The 18,616-nt window shown below is 40.8% G+C and carries 21 protein-coding genes; 12 read left to right on the plus strand and 9 right to left on the minus strand.

Going from position 1 to position 18,616, the window contains the following annotated elements:
* Positions 1 to 13: 13 nt before the first annotated feature.
* Positions 14 to 1,414 (minus strand): dihydrolipoyl dehydrogenase, encoded by a 1,401-nt coding sequence (gene lpdA / locus FQ608_RS09430; RefSeq protein WP_158857761.1) that lies wholly within the window; start codon positions 1,412 to 1,414, stop codon positions 14 to 16.
* A 217-nt stretch (positions 1,415 to 1,631) separates the two neighbouring features.
* On the opposite strand from lpdA, the gene fabG reads away from it, so the two are divergent.
* Positions 1,632 to 2,378, plus strand: coding sequence for a 3-oxoacyl-[acyl-carrier-protein] reductase (gene fabG / locus FQ608_RS09435; protein ID WP_158857763.1), 747 nt, complete (start codon positions 1,632 to 1,634; stop codon positions 2,376 to 2,378).
* Positions 2,379 to 2,523: 145 nt separating this feature from the next.
* Here the strand turns inward: fabG and FQ608_RS09440 are convergent, their stop codons facing one another.
* The gene (locus FQ608_RS09440) at positions 2,524 to 4,320 is read right to left on the minus strand and encodes an ABC transporter ATP-binding protein (RefSeq protein ID WP_158857765.1); all 1,797 of its coding nucleotides are present in this window, start codon (positions 4,318 to 4,320) and stop codon (positions 2,524 to 2,526) included.
* A 152-nt stretch (positions 4,321 to 4,472) separates the two neighbouring features.
* Here FQ608_RS09440 and FQ608_RS09445 point away from each other — a divergent pair, with 152 nt between their 5' ends.
* From FQ608_RS09445 to coaE, 7 genes are all read left to right on the plus strand, one after another.
* Complete coding sequence (locus FQ608_RS09445) at positions 4,473 to 5,573, plus strand: Glu/Leu/Phe/Val dehydrogenase dimerization domain-containing protein (protein ID WP_158857767.1); 1,101 nt, start codon at positions 4,473 to 4,475, stop codon at positions 5,571 to 5,573.
* Positions 5,574 to 5,748: 175 nt separating this feature from the next.
* Complete coding sequence (gene nusB, locus FQ608_RS09450; protein WP_158857769.1) at positions 5,749 to 6,936, plus strand: transcription antitermination factor NusB; 1,188 nt, start codon at positions 5,749 to 5,751, stop codon at positions 6,934 to 6,936.
* Between the two features lie 12 nt (positions 6,937 to 6,948).
* Positions 6,949 to 7,254, plus strand: coding sequence for a YtxH domain-containing protein (locus FQ608_RS09455; protein ID WP_158857771.1), 306 nt, complete (start codon positions 6,949 to 6,951; stop codon positions 7,252 to 7,254).
* 7 nt (positions 7,255 to 7,261) lie between these two features.
* Positions 7,262 to 7,807, plus strand: coding sequence for a DUF1573 domain-containing protein (locus FQ608_RS09460; protein ID WP_158857773.1), 546 nt, complete (start codon positions 7,262 to 7,264; stop codon positions 7,805 to 7,807).
* A 2-nt stretch (positions 7,808 to 7,809) separates the two neighbouring features.
* Positions 7,810 to 8,127: a preprotein translocase subunit YajC gene (gene yajC, locus FQ608_RS09465; protein ID WP_158857774.1), complete on the plus strand. Its 318-nt coding sequence runs from the start codon at positions 7,810 to 7,812 to the stop codon at positions 8,125 to 8,127.
* A 9-nt stretch (positions 8,128 to 8,136) separates the two neighbouring features.
* A complete protein-coding gene (locus FQ608_RS09470) occupies positions 8,137 to 9,102 on the plus strand; it encodes a YbbR-like domain-containing protein (protein ID WP_158857777.1) in 966 nt (321 codons plus the stop codon).
* The gene (gene coaE, locus FQ608_RS09475; protein ID WP_158857779.1) at positions 9,095 to 9,697 is read left to right on the plus strand and encodes a dephospho-CoA kinase; all 603 of its coding nucleotides are present in this window, start codon (positions 9,095 to 9,097) and stop codon (positions 9,695 to 9,697) included. Before FQ608_RS09470 ends, coaE begins: the two co-directional genes overlap by 8 nt.
* Before the next feature lie 9 nt (positions 9,698 to 9,706).
* On the opposite strand, the gene FQ608_RS09480 is transcribed toward coaE, so the two are convergent.
* Positions 9,707 to 9,952 (minus strand): hypothetical protein, encoded by a 246-nt coding sequence (locus FQ608_RS09480; RefSeq protein ID WP_158857781.1) that lies wholly within the window; start codon positions 9,950 to 9,952, stop codon positions 9,707 to 9,709.
* A 293-nt stretch (positions 9,953 to 10,245) separates the two neighbouring features.
* Between FQ608_RS09480 and FQ608_RS09485 the strand changes: the two genes are divergently transcribed.
* From FQ608_RS09485 to atpC, 3 genes are all read left to right on the plus strand, one after another.
* Entirely contained in the window at positions 10,246 to 10,731 is a 486-nt protein-coding gene (locus FQ608_RS09485; protein WP_158857783.1) for a C40 family peptidase, read from the plus strand.
* 178 nt (positions 10,732 to 10,909) lie between these two features.
* Positions 10,910 to 12,412 carry a F0F1 ATP synthase subunit beta gene (atpD, locus tag FQ608_RS09490; RefSeq protein WP_158857785.1) on the plus strand — a complete coding sequence of 501 codons (1,503 nt, stop codon included), beginning with the start codon at positions 10,910 to 10,912 and terminating at the stop codon, positions 12,410 to 12,412.
* Between the two features lie 57 nt (positions 12,413 to 12,469).
* A complete protein-coding gene (gene atpC, locus FQ608_RS09495) occupies positions 12,470 to 12,715 on the plus strand; it encodes an ATP synthase F1 subunit epsilon (protein ID WP_199856348.1) in 246 nt (81 codons plus the stop codon).
* Between the two features lie 351 nt (positions 12,716 to 13,066).
* On the opposite strand, the gene FQ608_RS09500 is transcribed toward atpC, so the two are convergent.
* From FQ608_RS09500 to FQ608_RS09510, 3 genes are all read right to left on the minus strand, one after another.
* Positions 13,067 to 13,618 (minus strand): pyridoxamine 5'-phosphate oxidase family protein, encoded by a 552-nt coding sequence (locus FQ608_RS09500; RefSeq protein WP_158857787.1) that lies wholly within the window; start codon positions 13,616 to 13,618, stop codon positions 13,067 to 13,069.
* 463 nt (positions 13,619 to 14,081) lie between these two features.
* Positions 14,082 to 14,309: a dodecin family protein gene (locus tag FQ608_RS09505; RefSeq protein ID WP_158857789.1), complete on the minus strand. Its 228-nt coding sequence runs from the start codon at positions 14,307 to 14,309 to the stop codon at positions 14,082 to 14,084.
* A 703-nt stretch (positions 14,310 to 15,012) separates the two neighbouring features.
* Positions 15,013 to 15,186, minus strand: a complete 174-nt coding sequence (locus tag FQ608_RS09510; RefSeq protein ID WP_158857791.1) for a hypothetical protein — start codon at positions 15,184 to 15,186, stop codon at positions 15,013 to 15,015.
* A 419-nt stretch (positions 15,187 to 15,605) separates the two neighbouring features.
* On the opposite strand from FQ608_RS09510, the gene FQ608_RS09515 reads away from it, so the two are divergent.
* Positions 15,606 to 17,006 carry a sigma-54-dependent transcriptional regulator gene (locus tag FQ608_RS09515; protein ID WP_262885487.1) on the plus strand — a complete coding sequence of 467 codons (1,401 nt, stop codon included), beginning with the start codon at positions 15,606 to 15,608 and terminating at the stop codon, positions 17,004 to 17,006.
* A 150-nt stretch (positions 17,007 to 17,156) separates the two neighbouring features.
* Here FQ608_RS09515 and FQ608_RS09520 read toward each other — a convergent pair whose 3' ends face one another.
* The 3 genes from FQ608_RS09520 to FQ608_RS09530 form a co-directional block, all read right to left on the minus strand.
* Positions 17,157 to 17,396 carry a hypothetical protein gene (locus FQ608_RS09520; RefSeq protein WP_158857795.1) on the minus strand — a complete coding sequence of 80 codons (240 nt, stop codon included), beginning with the start codon at positions 17,394 to 17,396 and terminating at the stop codon, positions 17,157 to 17,159.
* A gap of 189 nt (positions 17,397 to 17,585) precedes the next feature.
* Entirely contained in the window at positions 17,586 to 18,119 is a 534-nt protein-coding gene (locus FQ608_RS09525) for a YciE/YciF ferroxidase family protein (RefSeq protein ID WP_158857797.1), read from the minus strand.
* A 204-nt stretch (positions 18,120 to 18,323) separates the two neighbouring features.
* Complete coding sequence (locus FQ608_RS09530) at positions 18,324 to 18,536, minus strand: hypothetical protein (protein WP_158857799.1); 213 nt, start codon at positions 18,534 to 18,536, stop codon at positions 18,324 to 18,326.
* Positions 18,537 to 18,616: the final 80 nt, after the last annotated feature.

Raw genomic sequence — 18,616 nt, forward strand, 5'->3', positions numbered from 1 at the left:
AACTTTTTTGATATTACAAATGAATTACCTCGCCGTATGCCGCAGCGGCTGCTTCCATAATTGCTTCAGACATGGTAGGATGCGGATGTACGGTTTTTATGATCTCGTGGCCCGTGGTCTCAAGTTTACGTATTGCCACGATTTCCGCAATGAGTTCAGTTACGTTATATCCAATCATATGCGCACCAAGAAGCTCTCCATACTTGGCGTCAAAAATCAACTTAACAAATCCGTCTTTGGCACCTGCTGCAGAAGCTTTTCCAGAAGCGGAGAAAGGAAACTTGCCGACTTTTATTTCATATCCGGCCTCCTTAGCTTTTTCTTCGGTATAACCAACGGATGAAATTTCCGGCACACAATAGGTACAGCCTGGTATATTGTTATAATCTAACGGTTCCGGATCTTGCCCAGCGATTTTCTCAACACAAATAATGCCCTCAGCTGAAGCTACATGCGCCAACGCCGGCCCAGCGACTACGTCACCTATGGCATAATAGCCAGGCATATTGGTCTTGTAAAATTCATCTACCTTAATTTTGCCCTTGTCGACCAAAATACCTACATCCTCCAGCCCGCAATTCTCCACATTGGAAACAACTCCAACTGCAGAAAGCACAATATCACCCTCTATTTGCTCTTCCTTCCCGTCTTTGGATTTAACAGTGACCTTACACCCTTTACCAGATGTATCCACATTGGTAACCTCCGTGCTGGTCATGATCTTTAGACCTTTCTTTTTATAAATTTTTTCGAGCGTTTTGGATATCTCTACATCTTCATTAGGTACGATCGTATCCATGAATTCAACCACGGTAACATCGACTCCTATGGAGCTATACACATAGGCAAACTCTATCCCTATGGCACCAGAACCAACCACGATCATTTTTTCAGGCTTTTTATCCAAAGTCATGGCCTTACGGTATCCGATGATTTTTTCATTGTCAATTTTCAGGTTCGGAAGTTCCCTAGCCCTGCCCCCAGTCGCGATGATCACGTGATCCGCACTGTAGGTGTTTTTATTTCCATCTTTGTCTTCAACTTCTACTTTTTTACCTGGAAGTACTTTTCCCCAGCCCAGAAGTTTTTCGATTTTGTTTTTCTTAAACAAAAACTGTATACCCTTGCTCATGCCGTCCGCAACCCCACGGCTGCGACCGATCATGTCGGCAAAATTCACCTCCGCATTTTCTACTTTGATGCCGTAATCTCCGGCATGGTTTATATATTCAAATACCTGAGCACTCTTAATCAGGGCTTTAGTGGGAATACATCCCCAGTTCAGACAGATTCCGCCAAGCTCTTCCGCCTCTACCACGGCCACTTTTAAACCCAATTGAGAAGCACGTATGGCAGCTACATATCCACCCGGACCACTACCCACTACGATAACATCAAATTTAGTTGAAGACATATTGTTATATTTTTATTTCTTTTTTGCTATGCAAATTTATGATAATAATTTTCAGAAAAAAATTTGGTTTTGATAAAGAAACCAAGAGTAAACAATATTTATCCCATCCCTACGAGGTATATGCCCTAAAAATGCTTACCCTATAAGGATAGGGAAAATGGGGGGGGTTTAACAATAAATTCCTATTTTTGTCAGAAAATCAACCAAAAATTTTGATATGGGATTACTTACAGGAAAGACGGCTCTAGTCACTGGAGCATCCAAAGGAATAGGCAGGTCCATTGCCATGCGATTTGCCGAAGAAGGTGCCGATGTGGCATTTACTTTTTTGTCCAGTGTGGAAAAAGGCCAAGAGCTTGAGGGAGAACTCAAGAAATTTGGCATCAAAGCAAAAGGATTTCGCTCAGATGCCTCTGATTTCAAAGCTGCGGAAGAACTTATAAATCAAGTTATTGGGGACTTTGGGAAAATTGATATATTGGTTAACAATGCAGGAATCACCCGTGACAACCTTCTTATGCGCATGAGTGAAGAACAGTGGGACGAAGTCATTAACATCAACTTGAAATCTTGCTTTAACACCGTCAAAGCGGTCACCCGATCCATGATGAAGGCAAAATCGGGTTCCATCATTAATATTACATCTGTAGTAGGCGTAAAAGGAAATGCAGGTCAAGCCAATTATGCCGCTTCCAAAGCCGGAATTATCGGGTTTACCAAATCCGTTGCCCTAGAGCTGGGTTCCAGAAATATCCGATGCAATGCCATTGCTCCGGGATTTATCGAAACTGAAATGACGGCTGTGCTGGACGAGAAGACGGTTCAGGGCTGGAGGGATGGGATACCGATGAAGCGAGGCGGAAAACCTGAAGAGGTTGCAGATGCCTGTGTATTTCTTGGTTCGGACATGAGTACCTATATTTCCGGACAGGTATTGCAGGTCAACGGTGCAATGGCCACCTGATAGTAGCATATGCAAGATATTAAATTTAAAAAGGCCCATTCCTAGCTGTGGAAATTCAGCAGCTAGGAATGGGCCTTTTTGGTCAGCAACGATTCTATTTATTCATTCTTCTATATTGAATTCCCTGCTCAGTTCGACATATTCATCAGCTATCCTCTGCGTCTGCGTTTTGATGCGTTTGTTTTTCGTACAACTCCGCATAAACTCCCTTCCTTTCCATCAAAACCTCGTGGGTTCCTTTCTCGATAAGCCTGCCGTCATCCAGCACAACGATCATATCTGCTAACTTGGCAGAAGAAACCCGGTGTGAGATGATTATGGAAGTTCGTCCTTTCATTATCTTGTGCAGGGAGTTCAGGATAGAATTTTCGGTTTTCGTATCCACTGCCGAGAGGCAATCGTCCAACACCAAAATCTTAGGTTCTTTGGCGATCGCCCTTGCGATACTTACCCGCTGCTTTTGTCCCCCGGACAGCGTAATACCCCGCTCGCCGAGGCGGGTTTCGAACCCGTTGGGAAAATCTATGATGTTATCATAAACGTCTGCGTCTTTGGCAGCGTTTTCGATCTGCTCTTTATCCAACTTCCCTTCCAAGCCAAAACCTATGTTATTTGAAATCGAATCACTGAATAAAAAAACATCCTGTGGAACATATCCTACCTGACTTCTAAGTCCTGAAATGCTATAAGATCTGATATCTTTCCCGTCGATCAAGATAGATCCGGAAGTTGCATCATACATCCGAAGGAGCAGATTGGCAACTGTAGATTTTCCTGATCCAGTTGTTCCAATAATTGCCAGCGACTGCCCCTCCTTTACCTCGAATGAAACGTTATCCAAGGCCCTGATGCCTGAATCCGGATAGACAAAAGACAGATTTTTAACCTCAATTTCCCCGATGATATCTTTTTGATAATTTTCAGTACTTAGAATATCGTTTTTCTCATCCAAAAACTCATTTATCCGAGTTTGCGAAGCGGCCGCTCGCTGCACTATACTAGTCACCCAACCAAGCGATGTCACAGGCCAGGTTAGCATGCTGACATAAAGGATAAACTCGGCGATAACTCCATAACCTATAGCTCCGTCAATGACTTGATTGCCTCCCACATACACGGTAATGATGGTACTTAATCCGATAAGTGCCAGTATTAACGGGTAAAACAAGGATTCCACCAGGGTAAGGTGGATGGATTTAACTTTATAATCTTCACTTGCTTTCTGAAAGTCATTAGCACTGTCCTGTTCCCGCACAAACGCCTTAATTACCCGGATACCGGAAAATGCTTCTTGGACGAACGTGCTCAAGTTTGAAAGGCTCTTTTGGATTTTTTCAGACCGTTCATTAATCATGTTGTTGACTACATAGATGCTAAGGGACAACACTGGCAAAGGAAGCAGCGAATAAATGGTCAGGGGAACATTTACCGAAAGCATGTAGGCGATTACCATAGGAAACAAAACGACAAGATTGATGCCGTACATGAGTGCGGGACCTAGGTACATTCTGACTCTACCGACATCTTCGGTAATCCGGGCCATGAGGTCTCCAGTACTGTTTTGACGGTAAAATGAAAGTGGTAGATTTTGGTATTTCTCGTATATTTCATTCTTAAGGTCATATTCTATCAGCCGGGACATAGCAATAATAGTCTGCCTTATCAAAAATAAAAACACACCCCTCAACAGAGCCATGGCCAAAATCAAACTCCCGAAGACAAAAATAAAATTCAAAAACACAGACCGGGCTTCACCGCTTAGCGGGCTTTGGTCAAAAAGTTGGTAAAAGCTAAAGCTTTCGACCACATAATCGATTGCTATCCGGACCAGTTGTGCGGGTATGATTACGAAAATATTGGAAATGACAGTAAATATGGTACCGAAGATAAGGTACCACTTATATTTGAGCAGGTATTTGTTTAATCTCCAGAGTGGCTTCACGAAATAAAAAACTAGAAATACAGTAAATTCTTTTATAATATCTTACTACCTAGATTAGTAAAGCAACTCAAAAATATTTAATTTTGCGTTGATCCATTTAACCCAGTTCTCATAGAACTCAAATATAACACAATCTAAAACTCAAAGTTCACATGTCGGGGATTAAAACAGCGGAAACGGAAAAAGAGGAATCAATCTTTGGGCAGCTAAGCGCCATGGGACATGAGCAGGTTGTATTCTGTCACGACGAGCCTACCGGGCTCAAAGCCATTATTGCGATTCACAATACAGTGCTGGGACCCAGCCTTGGGGGAACCCGTATGTGGCATTACGCTACGGACGAATCTGCCATTACGGATGCTTTAAGACTTTCTAGGGGAATGACCTTCAAGGCGGCAATCTCAGGTCTGAACATAGGAGGCGGCAAAGCCGTACTAATTGGAGATACGTCGCTTAAGACTGAGGCATATCTTCGTCGTTTTGGCCGGTTTGTAGAAAGCCTCAATGGCCGCTACGTCACTGCCGAAGATGTAAATATGAAAACCCGGGACATGGAATATATTGCCATGGAGACCTCCCACGTCACAGGGCTTCCTGAAATAAAAGGTGGTGGCGGCGACCCTTCACCCGTGACAGCCTACGGCACCTATCTTGGTATCAAGTCTGCGGCTAAAAAAGCCTATGGAAATGACAGCTTGGTTGGTAAGCGTATTGTAGTCCAAGGGGTAGGTCAAGTGGGAAAATATCTGGTAGAGCACCTGATAAAAGAAAAAGCCCAGGTTTTCATCACAGATATTTTTGAAGAAAAACTCAGTGAAGTAGCCAAGCTTACCGGAGCCCAGGCCATTTCGTCTGCTTCTGTCTATGATTTTCCGATGGACATATACGCACCATGTGCATTGGGAGCCACACTTAATGACTTCAGCATCCCTTCCTTAACCTGTGACATTGTGGCAGGGGCTGCCAACAACCAGTTGGCCGATGAGGAAACTCATGGGCAAATGCTCGTGGAGAAAGGAATTATATATTCCCCGGATTTTTTGATAAACGCAGGTGGGCTGATAAATGTGTACTCCGAGTACTTGGGGGGATACAAAAAGGAGCTTGCGCTGAAGCAGACAGAGGCGATTTACGATACCAATCTTCGGGTTCTTCAACTAGCTGAGGACTCCGGAATGCCTCCCCAACAGGTGGCTATCGACATGGCTTTAAAGCGAATCTCAAGCATGTCCAAGGTCAAACTGGCCTATTAAAACCCGACAAATCCGCAAGGAAATCTAACTTGGTTTAAACAACCGTACAATTAACCAACTTGAAGTTGATTGCTGGTACGGTAGTTGACTAATTGTGGAAAAAAGGTACAATCTTAAAGGATTGGCTCCTACCAATCGAAAAATAGTTTAAATTTGCGTTCTTTAAATTCAGGTAATGCTTAACAGAAGAATCCTTAGAGTAAAAGCTTTTCAGTCCTTGTATGCTTATCACCAATGCAAGACATCAAATTTCAACTTGGCGAGAGACTTCATAAAGGATTCTTTCCTGCCGGATCTGAACAGCATGGAGGTGCAGGACAAAGTGCAGCTGAAAAAAGATGCGGACACCTGTTTTGAACTTTTTGTTCAAAATCTTGCCTCCCACAACCTGGTAAGTAGTTCAGATATATCTGCCAAAATTAAAAACGTAGCCAATTTGGCCGTTAAGCAATATCATAAAACCTGCGACGCCGATCTCACGTTCCTTAGAAACAACATGATCACCGCAGCGGAACGTATTCCAGAGCTTTACCTTTATGCCATTGGTATTCTAATGGCATTTGGCGATCACGTGGGTAAAGAATCAGAAAAGAGGAAAAAATTCTCACATGGGAGTATGGCAGTGGAGAGTCCCGGTGAGGATAATTTATCTAAAAATAAGGTACTGGTCTATCTTCAAAACGAATCACCCATAAATAGCGAGTTTATTCGGCACCACGTGCATCTGGATGATTGGAAAGAGGAAATAAAGCAGTGGTTTAGAGATTATGTCAAGCCATTGGAAGAATATCAGCAATACATCCAGGTTATTAATCCCAGTTTTGAAGAAGATCAAGAAGTCGCCCAGGCGATTTTGAAAAAGGTAATATTTAAAAATGACACCATTTTGAGCTTTTTTCATGAGTTGGATCTAAATTGGACTGAAAATAAGCCAGTGGTCAGGAGTTTGGCATTAAAAGTGTTAAAAAATATTGACCTGCAGCTACCATTGCCTGCGGAATTTCTGCCTGAATTAGCCATAAACTGGGAAGATGATAGGGAATTCTTCAAGAATATATTTAATTTGACTGTGGATTCAGAAGCAGAATATAGTGATCTGATCGCTGTAAAAGCGAAGAATTGGGATATCGATAGAATTGCATTGACCGATAAAGTCATCCTTTCAATGGCCCTCACAGAAATGGTTAATTTTACCAGTATACCGGTAAAAGTCACCATAAATGAGTACATTGACATATCAAAAACCTACAGCACACCCAAGAGCAAACAGTTTGTGAATGGGTTATTGGATGTTCTGGCTAAAGAGCTAACTGATTCGGGCAAAATCCGTAAAAGTGGTAGGGGATTAATTGACAATAAATAAACTTATAAAAACATGAGCAAAAAGGGTATTTCCGTAATGGCATTTGTACTTGGAGCAGGCTTAGGAGCTACGTTAGGTGTTTTATTTGCGCCTGATGCCGGCAACAACACCAGAGATAAGCTCACTTACCAGTTGGCCAAATATAAAGACGAACTTGAGGGACTTGTTAAGGACCTCATTGACGGCAAATCACTTCCTTCCAATGAAGCGAAATCTGAAGGAAATAAGGTGATTTCGGAGGCCAAAACAAAGGCCGAAAATCTGTTGAACGATGTTAATAAATTAATCGATCAAATTAATCAAGAAAATAACAATTAATTATATTATGAAAAATTACCTCCGCTATTCAGCCTTGGCACTTGCCTCAGCACTTATAACTATAAGCTGTAACAACAAGACTCCGGAAGAGGCTGAAAGAATAAAAGCATTAGAGCAGAAAATCTCCCAACTTGAACAAAATCAAGTTGTCACTCCTTCTAACGTTCAAAATGTGCAGCCGGCTGATCCAAGTACGGTAGGCGTGTTTGAATTTGGGGCTATGGAGCATGACTTTGGTACAATAGCTGAAGGTGAAGTCATTGAGCACGTATTCAACTTTAAAAATACGGGACAGGCACCCTTAGTCATTTCCAATATTCAGGCATCTTGTGGCTGTACCAGTCCCGATTGGACCAAGACACCAATTAAGCCTGGTGACGAAGGATTTGTGAAGGTCGTCTTTAATTCCGCAGGGAAAAGCGGCGTTCAAAGCCCTACCGTTACAATTCAGGCTAATACCTCTCCAAATGTAACCCGTCTTAGGCTAAAAGGCACCGTCAATCAAACGACAGCATCAGCTGCCAAACCATCTTTAGGTCCTGTTAAGAAATAATTATGATTTCATATATTCTGTTACAATTTGGCGGTATCTCATCAGAGATAATGGGACAGGTGTTCCTATTCGGTAGTATAATTCTGATTATGTATTTCTTCATGATCCGGCCCCAGCAAAAAAAACAAAAAGAGACAGCTCTGTTTATTTCAGAAGTCAAAAAGGGGGACCAAGTAGTTACTGTTGGAGGTGTGCATGGCAAAGTGTTTTCGGTGGAAGGCGACACTGTTCTCCTTGAACTGGACAAAGGACTGAAAATAAAAGTGGAAAAGACCGCCCTTTCATTCGAATACAGCAAAAAAACAAAAGAAGTAAAATAACCCCCTCTCTTGAGTAAAATTCGCAAATTTTTCGATAAACTCAAACCGGAAAGGTCTTCAAACCTCAAAGTGGTGGCTCTTTGTGTACTCACAGCCACCACTTTTTGGGTTTTGAACGCCTTAAATAAAGACGATTACACTACTGTAGTTACCCAGTCCATCGTTTTTTTATACGACCAAGATGAGTTTATGGCCGTTGATGAACTGCCCAAATCCATCAACATTCAAATTAACGGAAACGGGTGGGATTTACTTCGTAAATATTTCAGATTCCAATCCACTCCCTTTCCCATTCAACTGGAAGACCCGTCGGAGCGAGGTTATGTGCTTACCCGGGAATTACAGCGGGAACTGTCAGAAAATCTTACTCCTACTCAGTTGGTGGGGATCGTTCAGGACACGGTTAAATTTAAAATAGATAAAATAGTGTCGCGGAAAATCAAGATAGAACTTGACACTGCCGACAATATATTGTCAAAAAATTTCAGGTTTGCCGGTCCCATCACAATAGACCCGGAAATTGTCACCGTGACCGGCGCAATATCTGTATTGCAGGAATTAGACGGAATACTGGTAATTGGGATAGGTGAAGAAAATGTCAACAAAAATTTCTCGAAATTACTCCCGCTAAACCTTCGGAAAGATTTCAGGAATTACCTTAAATTGGAGGATCAAGCTGTTCTTGTTGAGTTTGAGGTAGTCGAATTTATCGAAGGAATTATGGAGCTTCCTATTACCAAGCGCTACTTTCCCGCCAATATATCTATTGATGAGAAGGAAACTACGGTTTCATTGGAATACCTCGTGGACGAAAGAGAATTGGAAGCCTTTCAAAAACTCGACTTGGAAGCTATTATCAATTATAATGACCGAAATGGAGAGGACAGTACTGTAAACGTTTCTTTGAATAAAAACCCACCATATTTAGAAATTGTAGCATTCGATCCGCCAAATTTTAAACTTCGTTATGAATAGGCAAAGTCCCATCTTCGTTGGGATTACCGGGGGGATCGGGGCGGGTAAAACTACAATAGCCAAACTTTTCACCGTTCTTGGCATACCTGTATATAATGCGGACAATAGGGCCAAATGGCTAATGGCAAATGATTCTGCCCTAAGAAATTCGATTTCTAACGCCTTTGGAGATGAATCGTTCACTAATGAAGGTCAACTAAACAAAGCCTATTTGGCGAAAACTGTCTTTTCAGATTCCAAGAAAACTGCTTTAATAAACTCCCTCGTTCATCCTGCCGTTAAGATGGATTTTACGCAATGGGCTGTAGACCAACATACTGCATATGTCATTAAGGAGGCTGCATTGCTATTTGAGACTGGATCTTACCGGGATCTTGACAAAACCATTTTGGTGTCTGCCCCCATGGATATACGGATCTCGCGGGTAATGGAAAGAGATCCGCAACGGGATCAAGATCAAATTCATGAAATTATAGCACGACAGCTCCCGGAGGAAGAAAAAAAAGCACTTGCAGACTTTGTGGTAGATAATAAAGGCAATAAATTAGTCATTCCGCAGGTGCTAAAAATACACAAGGCCCTACTGTCAGCGTAATCTTCTTACTTATAACTCTGCCAAATTTATCTGGTCCAAGTAAAATTTCATCCTCGAATGCCTGTGATTTAGGAATTCAATTTTGTCTATCCGGTCATACTTATGGTTGTAAAAAACCTCCACGTATTCCTTTCCCAACAGGTATAGGTTTATTTTGTAGGCATAATAGCGTATGCCGACGACAAAGGTTCCCTCCGTGTAGAGTTTTTGAATTTTTTTGCCCAGTGAAAGTTTTCTAAAATCTTCTTTACTCATGTTTCTGATATATTCCAGTTCCCAAAAAACCTCTCCGTAACTAAATCATTATTAACTGACTTTCAATTAATTAAATAACCTTATTCAATTTCTATTGGGACATCTAATTTAAACATTTTTTCTTTTATCTGAAAAAAACCATTCTTCAAATTCAATTTTCATCCGACCCTGAACCTCCTTCCCTAATTTTACAAGTATACACTATTCTCTCAACTAAGACTTCAAATTATGCGTTAACATTTTGTTTGCTAAAGCTTCCTGTTTAATATTGGACAAAATTGAATGACCAGTACATGTACAAACGAATTCCTTACCAAATAGCTTATCGCTATGTCGTGTTTTTTTTTGGATTGAGCCTCTTTTTTTCCTGCTCATCCACCAAAAAAATCAGAAACCAAAATATTGATCACGTTATAGGCACCGCTAAGTCATTTCGCGGCACACCCTACCGGTATGGGGGGACTAGCAGGGCCGGGATGGACTGTTCCGCACTTGTCTTCCAATCTTTTCGCAGTGTAGGTGTGACCTTACCCCGGTCAACGGCAGAGCAGATTAAAATCGGAAAAAAAATATCAAGAAATAAACTCGAAAAAGGGGACGTGGTTTTCTTTGCTACTGGAAATCGCAGGAGAAAAGTGACCCATGCCGGCATCGTTACTCAAGCTGGAAGGGGAAACATCCAATTTATCCATGCCTCTACTTCCTTAGGTGTAACAGAAGACGATATCTTCTCAAACTATTGGTCGGGGAAATTTTTGCAGGGAAGAAGGATTTTCTGACTGGAAAAAAAATAAAAAAACGGACATTTATTGATTAAAATGCATCGGACAAAATTTACGGATAAAAAATTGACGGAAAGTAGATTAATTTTTAAAACATCCTTTGGTATTAATCTTTATTAACTAATTTTGCATCCGAATAAAAACGTACAGTTCCTTTTCATCTTAAAATATAAAAATGGCGAATACTGGTAAGATAACTCAAGTCATTGGTCCTGTGGTAGACATCTCCTTCGAAGGCGTTACCCTCCCCAACATTTTGGACGCACTTGAGATTACTAAAGAAAACGGTCTAAAAGTAGTATTGGAGGTTCAGCAGCACTTGGGAGAAGACCGAGTAAGAACCATTTCCATGGATTCTACTGAAGGTATGGTAAGGGGTATGGAGGTAACTAACCTGGGATCTCCAATTTCTGTACCTACCGGAGAAGGCATCAGAGGTAGGTTGTTCAACGTAATCGGGGAAGCAATCGACGGATTGCCCCAGCCACCAAGTGGAACCCGTTTGCCAATTCACCGCTCTGCTCCAAAATTCGAGGATTTATCTACCTCCACGGAGGTGTTATATACCGGTATCAAAGTAATTGACTTGATCGAGCCCTACGCCAAAGGTGGTAAAATCGGACTCTTCGGAGGTGCTGGTGTGGGTAAGACTGTATTGATCCAGGAGTTGATCAACAATATCGCAAAAGCTTATTCAGGACTTTCTGTATTTGCCGGCGTGGGAGAAAGGACCCGTGAAGGAAATGATTTGCTTCGGGAAATGATTGAATCAGGAATCGTTACATACGGAGATGATTTCGTAAAATCATTGGAAGAAGAAGGAGGCTGGGATCTTTCCAAAGTTGATCTTAAAGGTCTGGAAGATTCTAAGGCTACTTTCGTATTCGGTCAGATGAACGAGCCTCCGGGAGCCCGTGCTCGGGTGGCGTTAACTGGTTTAACACTTGCTGAGTATTATCGCGACGGTGAGGGAGACGGAGCAGGTAAAGACATACTTTTCTTTATTGACAACATTTTCCGATTTACCCAAGCCGGCTCTGAGGTATCTGCCCTTTTGGGAAGGATGCCTTCGGCAGTAGGTTATCAGCCAACGCTGGCCACAGAAATGGGTGCCATGCAGGAGCGGATCACTTCTACCAAGAATGGCTCAATTACCTCGGTACAGGCCGTCTACGTACCTGCCGATGATTTGACTGACCCGGCACCTGCTACGACATTTGCCCACTTGGATGCGACTACTGTGCTTTCGCGTAAAATTGCCGAACTGGGTATTTATCCGGCAGTGGATCCACTTGAATCAAGCTCCAGAATCCTTGACCCGATCATTATCGGTGATGAGCACTACGACTGTGCTACCAGGGTAAAAGAAACCCTACAGCGCTACAAAGAGCTTCAGGATATTATTGCTATCCTAGGTATGGAAGAATTATCAGAGGAAGATAAGTTGATTGTCTCACGTGCTAGAAGGGTACAGCGGTTTCTTTCCCAACCTTTCCACGTTGCTGAGCAGTTTACGGGCTTAAAGGGTGTACTGGTAGACCTCAAAGACACCATCAGAGGATTTACTATGATCATGGACGGTGAGCTAGACCATCTTCCTGAGGCAGCCTTCAACTTGGTGGGAAGCATTGAAGATGCCATTGCGAAAGGTGAAAAAATGCTTGCCGAAGTAAAATAAGTTAAACAACAATTTAAACGGTGCAGGAATATCGTGCACCGTTTCTCAAGATATATTATGCATCTAGAAATAATAACTCCTGATAAAAAAGTATTCGTAGGAGAAGTTTCTGAAGCTTCATTTCCCGGGGCTGATGGGTCGTTTCAGGTCTTGAAAAACCACGCTCCTCTCGTGTCAGCCCTCGCAAAAGGTCCTATTTCATTTACTACGACTTTGGGAAAGCAATCTTTCGTGGTAGACGGCGGAGTAGTGGAAGTCAATGACAACAAAATAATGGTATTGGCGGAAAAGGTATTGGCCTAAATCAAGTCAATTCCACTTATTAATTACAAGAGGCAGATCTCAGAGGAGACTGCCTCTTTTGCTTTTTGGACGGAAAGAACGTTCTGGGGAAGGGGCTTGATGGAATTATTTGCCCTCAATAGTTCTTTAACCCAGATTATGTGTTGGGGTTCGTAGCTGCTTGTCCCGACCAGGTCGGGAAGGGCTTAAAACATAACAAAATCAGTCACTTCGGAGAATGAGTCGTACTAACCAACCCCTACGGTGAACTCAAAAAGTGAAGCAAAGTGGCTGATTTTAAAGTGTTTTAGGTCCACATCCGAAATTCTAATGCATATTCCGGGTTTAATAAGTTACATTCCAACCAGAACCCTACTCTCGCTCTATGGGCATTCCCGTCTCAAACCCGTCAATACTTTTCCTGTTTTTTTCCTGCCAGTAATTCCGGATTTCCTCTGGTCCCTTCTTTTCTGCCCAATTACTTAGAACTGTCCGCTCTTCTCTGAAATCCATCAATGGGACCGCAAATCCACAGGATGTTTGTACAAGGTCTATATCCATTTCAATGATTTGCCTCATCCCCGGAATTGCCGGAAAAAATATGGAAAGGTTTTGAAATACGGCGTCATCATGATGGTATATTTCCGCCGTCCCATAAAGCCTCAAAATCTGCGGTTTCCCCTCAAATGCGCAAAACATAATCGTCATGCGGTTATTTCGAAGTAGATGGGAGGCGGTTTCATTTCCACTTCCGGTAAGATTCACCCATATTATCTTATTTCCGTCTATAACCCGCAAGGTATCCATTCCCTTTGGAGAAACATTAACCCTGCCCTCCTCTGCGGCAGTTCCCACAAAAAACACCTTCTGATTCTGGATAAAATCGGTTAATTCCATTGTCAAGCTTGCAAATTTCTTTCCCATGTGATATGATTGATAAGTGCATATCAAAGATGCAATTAGATATTTGCAACTGCCAGAAATTCCATAAATTTTCACTAAAAACATCTGTTAAAACGGAAGAAGGGTATTTAAACTGTTCCAGTTTGTGAGGCAGGCTCTGTGTCAACCGCTCGCCTTCTGGAAGAAAACTTAAATAGTCAAACACAACAAGATACTGGCCGGGCGAAACAGAATACAAACTGAGCATTTCATGATGCTGGTGATCCAAATAAAAAGATAAAGAAAACACATATCATCGACTGGACATTATTTCGCAACTCTAACCAAAACCACATAAAAAAAGAGACCAAGTCTGAAAGCAGGATTGGTCTCTTTAATTTCTAAAGGACAAGATAAATCTTTGATCCAATAGATTCTGAATAGTTACCCAAGAAATTACGTGAGGTTCAATTTCACGGCTAAATGATTTTTCTTTTTTTCCAGATCATCTAGGCCCATCACTGTTATCACCACGCTCTATCCGGAAAGACAATTTACAGTTGACGCCATAAGTACTTATTTTGCCATCCTTTACATGTACTTTGATGTTTTCCACATTGACCGAATCAATATTTTTCATAGTCCGAGAGGCTTCCTCCACCACATTTTGCAATGCGTCATCAATACTTGACTCCGATACACCAATTAGTTCTACTATTTTTACGATCGTCATAATATTTTAGTTAAGTTCAACAAATACGTTCTATCAATTTACGCCAAAAGCAAGCCAATCGCTGCCGTTGTGTTTTTATAGGCTGATAGGTACATAAAATCAACAAAATTAGATCTGAAATAGATTAGAATTAAATTTAAAGTACTGAACTTTCCCCAAGGTGTAACGTAAAACTCACATAAAAATTGAATTCCACAATATAATCGCTACAAAGACGGATCCAGAAAACGTAAATGAAAAGATATTGCTAAATTTTATTTTTTTAAATATCAGGGATATTTATTGAGTATTTAACTATATAATTTGGGTTTTTATATTATTTGACGGTGTTTATTTTGCATCAATATTTCCGGATTGTCTATCGTCGTTCAGTTCTTGGGTCATAAGCCTATCTAAAATGACCTACGACAATTCTATTCTGGTGATGTGTAAGATCGCTTATTGGTGCGATTCTAGAGCCCTACTAAAATAACATCGAATAGTATTCTCAAAAATTAGATTAATACCTATCATTTAAAAGCCAGGCAAGGAATATTCCTGCCTGGCCTTTTTCTTAAATCAGCAATGAAATCAGCTGCAGTTCTGAATGACTTCCTTTAAGCCGTAAAGGTACATTTTACGTAAATAAGAAAGATAATGCATGATTTTCTTGTTCATTCGCCAAGTATTTCAAATTAAAGGTACGCTCCTCGACACAAATAAATCACGCTTTTTTTATGGGTTTATTCGTTTTGGATTTGTTGGAGCTAGGATCGATAAATTCCTCATGAGGCTTATCATCAGCCTTTTTGGTTTTCTTCTTATCATTTCCTAGCGGAGTCACTTGGAGCTTGCCTGTGTCTATTTTGTTTTTTCGGTCACTTTCTGTCTTTGCCATAGATAATTTGATTTATAGTTTTTCTCGTTTATAAAAAATCCAAATTTTTAGGGGCATGTATCGGATATAACACCTTATATGGTAAGGTATCAATAAGCAAAGATATTGCCCAATCATAAAACCGATTGTTCAAAGGTTTGAAAGAAAATTTTATACAGAAATATAACTTGGCAAGTATTCAAAATTTTAAATCAACGGAAAGTCCACATTGCCAGATGTACGTGCAACGGGTATTTTCTTGATGTAACCCAAAGAGGATTAAATTTCGATATAAAAAATCTCGAAAATGTTATTATATCCAATCGGGAGTGCCTAATTAATATGTAACGTTTTGTGGATTTTTTGTAACAGTAACGGTATGTATTTGGCTACATTTAATGCATTATGATCAAAGAAGACCCAATTTACCAGCCCCGCCTATGAAAAATGTGCTTATTGTTGACAATCAGATCTCAAATTGTAATTTGGTGTCCAAACTACTAAAAAAAAACAACTATCATGTTGAGACCACTACCCGAGGCGATAGTGCTCTTGAAATGACTAAAAAAACAAAGTTTGACATAATTTTAGCTGAATTCCATCTTCCGGATATTACAGGAGCCAAATTCTTTGATGAAGTGAGAAAAACCAATCCCGATACACAAATGGTCATGATGGGTACAGAGGTGCACTTGAAAATTGCCGTTGATATGATCAGACGTGGAGCAAACAACTTCCTATCAAAACCTTTGAATCCCGATGAACTAATTAATGTCATCAAGGATGCTGAAAATATACCGCATACCTATGGACAAAAGATCGTTGTTCCAGACATGTGCTACGCCGGAGGGTTAAGCTCGTCACCCCTTAGTTTGGTTATTGGTGAAAGTCCTAAAGCAAAAGCGATGATGGAGCAGGTGAAGCGGGTTGGACCCACCAGTTTTTCAGTCGTTATCCAGGGGGAAACTGGAACTGGCAAAGAATCAGTCGCCAGATTGATACACATGAATAGCCGCAGGAAAAATGGACCATTTGTAGCTGTGGATTGTGGATGTCTTTTGCGGGAAATAGCAGGAAGCCAACTATTTGGTCATGAAAAAGGCGCTTTTACCGGTGCTGTAGCCAAGAAATCAGGCTTTTTCGAACAGGCAAAAGGGGGAACACTCTTTCTGGATGAAATTTCCAATTTACCTTTGGAAATTCAGGTTGGACTTTTGCGGGTATTACAGGAGAAAGTAATCCGGAAAGTCGGAGGGTATAATGAAATACCTGTAGATATTCGGATCATCGCAGCCACTAATGAAAATTTACTGAACAGGATGGAAACTTCCAGTTTCCGTGAGGATTTGTATTTTAGGCTGTGCGAATACACACTGGAACTGCCACCACTCCGTGAGTGTATGGAAGACCTTCCACGGTTTATAGACTTCTTTCTCGAACAAACCTGTCGGGAATTGGGTAAGCCTAAGCCCACAATATGCGAAGAAGTAAGAGAATTTCTACAGCAGTATAATTGGCCGGGCAATATTCGTGAACTAAGAAACACCATACGTAGAGCCAGCCTATATGTAGATCGGGAAAATATGATACGTAAAGACGCATTGCCTCCCCATATAAAAGATTATGGGAATGATCCGATTGGTATTTTAAGCAATCCTGAAAAGCAGGGAAAGGTACTACGAAAATATGATTTGAAATCAACTGCCCTGAATGCGGAGTATCAACGAATCGTAGAGGTATTAGAAAAAGTCCGATTTAATAAAACTAAGGCTGCTGAAATTTTAAAAATCCATCGGAAAACCTTGTACGTTAAGTTAAAAACTCTAAAAATCCCATATTAACCGGCATTTAAAAGAAAACCGAATTGCTTCAATAGTATAGGTTTCAGGAAATAACGTTAAATATGAGGCAATTCCTGTAATATTTGGGGAAACTTTCCATTTAGATCTAAAAAAAAGTGCTGGCATCAGATGCCAACACTTTGTGAGAAATCAGTTGCTGAATTTATCAGAGCCCTCCGTCTTTACAATTTTGTTGTAAATTCCCAACAGTAAAAAGGGGGAAGCCCACTGACCGACAAATAGAGCCGTCTTATCCTGTTTCAAAATTTTCAGTGTGAGTGATGCTGCCATCGCTGAAAGTGCTGACCAGAGATATACGTCTGAGGGGATTTTTGCCGTCTGACTTTCAATTGTTTTGGCAAGTTTACCTTCTTTTTTTTCCGTATCCATAATAGTTAATTTAGTTATTGAATTTCGCTTATCTTTTTCGACCTGTTCCGGCTTCGTAATGTGTAGGTACTACGCTATCAAAATGAACCAATGGAAGTAAATACCTCCCCCAAGACCAACAAAAGCGGGCAGTTGGATCTTCAAGGGATATGAACAGTTTTTTTTGAATTGTCCATTCCACTCACGGTTCTATTCCGCCGAAGCCTCCTCATTAATTTCCGATTCCGCCATTTCTGTCAATAGCTTATCTGCTTTTTTTTCCTCGTTTAAGGTTTGTTCCAGAATCTTGGCCACTTCATCATGGCCCATTTTTTTCGCCATTGCCACAAGAGAACCGTATGAAGCTATTTCATAATGCTCCACTTTCTGACAAGCGACAATGATCCCCGCATCTCTAACCATCGTGTCGGATTTAGTGTCTTCCAAAATATCATTTGCCTCGGAAATAAGTCCCTCCATGGCCTCGCATTTTTCGGCCTTCGCTTTCTCATCAAGTAACTCAAAAACTTCCTCTAGCCTATTTACTTGATTTTTGGTCTCTTCGACATGATTCGTCAATGCCTCCGCCAATTTTGAAGAAGTGGCACCCTTTGCCATCTTTGGTAGTGCTTTGAGAAGATTCTTTTCGGCCCAATATATGTCCTTCAACTCATGAAGAAATAACTGGTGGAATTTAGAGTCCTTCATTTTCTTGGACGGGCCATTTTTCTGTGTGGTTGCCATAGTAATAATCTTAGAATTAGACGTTTTAATATATAATCATTTATATATTCCGTCTCCAATATCCTGCCAATTTATACCTACTTAAATTATGGGTAGAAAGCTGCATTTTGAAAAAATAATAGGTGGGGATGACTCAAAGTGTAACATTAATTCCCTGACATGTCAGGTTTTTCAATAATAATTTTCTCAAAACATGGAGAAACTTTACCCATTCTTATTGATTGATGGGTCCACACTTACGTTGTTGCCTGGAACCTCCGATTTCTTTCGAACCCTTTGTCCTCGAAAATATTTTGTTCCAGTAGTGATCCCCAATGAAGAATTCTTTTCAAAATGATAGGCAAATGGGTGGGGAAATCTCACTGAAGAAGGATTTTTGGTACTTTGTGCGGTGCTGGAAGGAAGGAAATTCTTCATAATAATAGGTTTTACATTATAATAATAAATGTTATATACGTAAATATAATCTTATAAAATTTATTATTCCTATTTTTTCT

Origin of the sequence: Lunatibacter salilacus (genome assembly GCF_009797935.1) — a bacterium.
Lineage (GTDB): Bacteria > Bacteroidota > Bacteroidia > Cytophagales > Cyclobacteriaceae > Lunatibacter > Lunatibacter salilacus.

Bases quoted from the DNA above. Each gene is read 5' to 3' on its own strand.
- lpdA (WP_158857761.1), bottom strand. From the start codon at position 1,414: ATGTCTTCAACTAAATTTGATGTTATCGTAGTGGGTAGTGGTCCGGGT.
- fabG (WP_158857763.1), top strand. From the start codon at position 1,632: ATGGGATTACTTACAGGAAAGACGGCTCTAGTCACTGGAGCATCCAAA.
- FQ608_RS09445 (WP_158857767.1), top strand. From the start codon at position 4,473: ATGTCGGGGATTAAAACAGCGGAAACGGAAAAAGAGGAATCAATCTTT.
- nusB (WP_158857769.1), top strand. From the start codon at position 5,749: ATGCTTAACAGAAGAATCCTTAGAGTAAAAGCTTTTCAGTCCTTGTAT.
- FQ608_RS09455 (WP_158857771.1), top strand. From the start codon at position 6,949: ATGAGCAAAAAGGGTATTTCCGTAATGGCATTTGTACTTGGAGCAGGC.
- FQ608_RS09460 (WP_158857773.1), top strand. From the start codon at position 7,262: ATGAAAAATTACCTCCGCTATTCAGCCTTGGCACTTGCCTCAGCACTT.
- yajC (WP_158857774.1), top strand. From the start codon at position 7,810: ATGATTTCATATATTCTGTTACAATTTGGCGGTATCTCATCAGAGATA.
- coaE (WP_158857779.1), top strand. From the start codon at position 9,095: ATGAATAGGCAAAGTCCCATCTTCGTTGGGATTACCGGGGGGATCGGG.
- FQ608_RS09480 (WP_158857781.1), bottom strand. From the start codon at position 9,952: ATGAGTAAAGAAGATTTTAGAAAACTTTCACTGGGCAAAAAAATTCAA.
- FQ608_RS09485 (WP_158857783.1), top strand. From the start codon at position 10,246: ATGTACAAACGAATTCCTTACCAAATAGCTTATCGCTATGTCGTGTTT.
- atpD (WP_158857785.1), top strand. From the start codon at position 10,910: ATGGCGAATACTGGTAAGATAACTCAAGTCATTGGTCCTGTGGTAGAC.
- atpC (WP_199856348.1), top strand. From the start codon at position 12,470: ATGCATCTAGAAATAATAACTCCTGATAAAAAAGTATTCGTAGGAGAA.
- FQ608_RS09500 (WP_158857787.1), bottom strand. From the start codon at position 13,618: ATGGGAAAGAAATTTGCAAGCTTGACAATGGAATTAACCGATTTTATC.
- FQ608_RS09505 (WP_158857789.1), bottom strand. From the start codon at position 14,309: ATGACGATCGTAAAAATAGTAGAACTAATTGGTGTATCGGAGTCAAGT.
- FQ608_RS09510 (WP_158857791.1), bottom strand. From the start codon at position 15,186: ATGGCAAAGACAGAAAGTGACCGAAAAAACAAAATAGACACAGGCAAG.
- FQ608_RS09515 (WP_262885487.1), top strand. From the start codon at position 15,606: ATGAAAAATGTGCTTATTGTTGACAATCAGATCTCAAATTGTAATTTG.
- FQ608_RS09520 (WP_158857795.1), bottom strand. From the start codon at position 17,396: ATGGATACGGAAAAAAAAGAAGGTAAACTTGCCAAAACAATTGAAAGT.
- FQ608_RS09525 (WP_158857797.1), bottom strand. From the start codon at position 18,119: ATGGCAACCACACAGAAAAATGGCCCGTCCAAGAAAATGAAGGACTCT.
- FQ608_RS09530 (WP_158857799.1), bottom strand. From the start codon at position 18,536: ATGAAGAATTTCCTTCCTTCCAGCACCGCACAAAGTACCAAAAATCCT.